The organism is Mangrovihabitans endophyticus, from assembly GCF_014646155.1.
GTDB lineage: Bacteria > Actinomycetota > Actinomycetes > Mycobacteriales > Micromonosporaceae > Actinoplanes > Actinoplanes endophyticus.
Window position 1 is genome coordinate 1 of the sequence record NZ_BMMX01000097.1, and the last position, 3,015, is coordinate 3,015.

A 3,015-nucleotide genomic window follows, 5' to 3' on the forward strand; every position below is an offset into this window, starting at 1 on the left:
ACTCGCAGATCACCAACGACGAACCTACCGATACCAATCCCTCCCGGAACCGGCCCACCTATAGAAGCGTCGACGCGGCCACCACGACACGGCCACCCCGACACGGCCACCCCGACACGGCCACCCCGACACGGCCGGGGATAGCAAGATCCACGGGGCCGGCCTCGCGTGGCCACGCCGCGGCCGGGAAGGGCGGGAGAGGCCGGGAAGGGCGGGAGGGGCAGGTCGGGAGAGCGGGGGGTGCGGCACGGCCCGTCACGGCTCCACGATCACCTTGAGTCCCTCGCGCGCCACCGCCGTGCGGAACGCGTCGTCCGCCCCGGTCAGCGGGAATCGGTGCGACACCAGGCCACGCAGGTCCACCAGCCCCGCCGTCACCAGCGCCGCCGCCCGCGGGTACACCTCCTTCATGCGGCGCACCATGGCGATGGTCAGGCCCTTGCGGCGGGCCACGCTCGCCGGGAAGGCCGACGACTCGGTGCTCGGGATGCCGCCCAGCACGACCCGTCCGCCGGGGCGCACCACGGCCATCGCCGCCGTGATGGCCGGGTCGGTGCCCGCGATCTCGAACGCCACGTCGACGCCCCGGCCCGCGGTGAAGCCGGACAGCCGGTTCGGGTAGTCCCCGTCCGCCGGGTCCAGCACCGTGTCGGCGCCCCGCTCGGCCGCCGCGCGGCGGCGGTGCGCCAGCGGATCGGCGGCCAGCACCCGCACCGCTCCGGCGGCGCGAGCCGCCTGGATCAGCAGCAGCCCGATGGGTCCGCATCCGATCACCGCCACGGTTCCGCTCAGCGGGATGTGGCCCAGGTCCGCGGCGTGCACGGCGACGCCCAACGGCTCCAGCATCGCCCCGTCGGCGTCGCTGAACACCTCCGGCAACGGATGCAGCCGGGCGGTGGGCCACGCGAGGTAGCGCTGCAGGCCGCCGTCACGCCCGGCATGCCCGGCGAACACGATGTCGCGGCACAGGTTGGGGTGCCCTCGCGCGCACATGTCGCAGTGGTGGCAGGGGATTGCCGGGTCGACCGCCACGCGTACGCCGTCGAGCGGGCCGCCGCGCACCACGCCGGCCATTTCGTGGCCGCCGACGACCGGGGCGGTGATCCGCGTGTCGCCGATGCCGCCCTCGTCGTACCAGTGCAGATCGGACCCGCACAGGCCGACCGCGGTGATCCGCACGAGGCTTTCGTCCTCGGCCGGGACCGGCATCGCCTCCTGCGCCACGCGGATGTCGCGCGCGGCGTGGAACCTGGCGGCGAGGTTGCGGGTCGGCATGGTGATCTCCCGTCGGTAGCGTCCGCGAGACTCCAGTCTGCCAACGCCCCGGCCCGGATGACTTCATGCACAAAATCCGGCGCATTCGAAAAATCGAAATCGCACCCGGCGCGGTTGCCACGGTAAAGCGCGGAATTCTAGCATCGGCCACATCCGACATTGACGTTTGTGATACGCCCGATGCCACCGTCGAAGCGTTTCGACAACGCAGTGTACAGCCTTTCCAGAAAGGACGGACATGCGCAGACGCATTCTCGCGCTCGCCCTCACGGCCGCCGCGATCACCGCCGGGGCCGGCGTCCTCACCGCGCTCCCCGCGGCAGCCGCCGCCGGCTGCCGCGTCGACTACCAGGTGAGCAGTCTGGGCGACCCGCTCAGCTCGTGGACGCTCGGATGGTCGTTCCCGGCCGGCCAGACGGTGACGCAGGCATGGAACGCCACCGTCACCCAGAGCGGATCACAGGTCACCGCGCGCAACGCTGGATACAACGGCTCGGTGGCCACCAACGGCACCGTGTCGTTCGGCTTCAACGGCACCTGGACCGGCAGCGCCAACCCGGCACCGACCGCGTTCACCCTGAACGGGACCGCATGCACCGGCGCCACCACACCGACCACACCACCCACCACACCACCCACGACGTCACCCACGACGCCGCCGACCTCGGGCGTACCCTCCGACGCGGCCTGGGTCGCCTCCGGTCAGTGGGACTCCTGGACCAACAACGGGTACACCCTCTACAACAACATCTGGGGCTCCGGTGCCGGGTCGCAGACCATCTGGGCGCGTACCGGGACAAACTGGGGTGTGGTCGCGAACCATCCGCGTACCAGCGGGGTCAAGTCGTACCCGAACACCGGCAAGACCCTCAACCGGACCCTCAGCTCCCTCGGCTCGGTGACCAGCACGTTCAACGTCTCGGTGCCGGCCGACGGCGACTACGCGACCGCGTACGACATCTGGGCGAACAATCACGCGTACGAAGTGATGCTCTGGACCAACCAGCACGGCGCGGTCGGACCCATCGCGGAGTCCTACGACGCCAACGGCGCGGTGCCGAGCGTCGCCAACCTCTCCGTCGGAGGCCACACCTGGAACGTCTATCGCGGCTCGAACGGCGCCAACGCCGTCTATTCCTTCATCCGGACCAACACCAGTTCCGGTACGATCGACATCCTCGCGATCATGAACTGGTTGCGCACCAACGGCTGGTGGGGCGACGTGACAGTCGGCGAGCTCCAATTCGGTTTTGAAATCACCGGAACGGCCGGCCAGTCCAATTTCACGTGCAACAGCTTCGGCATCAACGCCAGTTGAGCCGCACCACGGATCGGCCCGGACACAACGCCGTGTCCGGGCCCCACCCCCACCGCGCCACCGCAACACCGCGCGTCGATCTTGAGCTCGTGACGTCGCACAACAGCGGTAACGGTCCTATTCCGGTCCACGAGACTCAAGATCAGCACCTTGAGAACAAGCGCCCTCCCGACAGCCCGCCGCCGGGCACCCCGGCCGCAGCGCACGGCCGTCCCCGCCGGCTGCCCGGCCGTCCCCGCCCGGTGCCCGGCCGTCACGCACGCCCGCCGGGCAAGGCAACGCGCCGATCATGAACTTTGCGTTGCGACATATCGGACTCAGCCCCGCAACCCAGGCACTCAAACTCCATGATCGACGCGTCGGGCGGGCGGCGGGCGGGCGGGGCCGGGCGGCGGGGCGCGGGCGGCCGGGCCCGGCCGGGT

At 70.6% G+C, this 3,015-nt stretch carries 2 protein-coding genes; one reads left to right on the top strand and one right to left on the bottom strand.

The annotated features are described in order from the left end of the window. Nucleotides 1-255: 255 nt before the first annotated feature. Nucleotides 256-1,275 carry a zinc-dependent alcohol dehydrogenase gene (locus IEY73_RS32450; protein ID WP_189083177.1) on the bottom strand — a complete coding sequence of 340 codons (1,020 nt, stop codon included), beginning with the start codon at nt 1,273-1,275 and terminating at the stop codon, nt 256-258. A gap of 238 nt (nt 1,276-1,513) precedes the next feature. Between IEY73_RS32450 and IEY73_RS32455 the strand changes: the two genes are divergently transcribed. Further along, nucleotides 1,514-2,593: a cellulose binding domain-containing protein gene (locus IEY73_RS32455; RefSeq protein ID WP_189083178.1), complete on the top strand. Its 1,080-nt coding sequence runs from the start codon at nt 1,514-1,516 to the stop codon at nt 2,591-2,593. Nucleotides 2,594-3,015: the final 422 nt, after the last annotated feature.

Bases quoted from the DNA above. Each gene is read 5' to 3' on its own strand.
- IEY73_RS32455 (WP_189083178.1), top strand. From the start codon at position 1,514: ATGCGCAGACGCATTCTCGCGCTCGCCCTCACGGCCGCCGCGATCACC.
- IEY73_RS32450 (WP_189083177.1), bottom strand. From the start codon at position 1,275: ATGCCGACCCGCAACCTCGCCGCCAGGTTCCACGCCGCGCGCGACATC.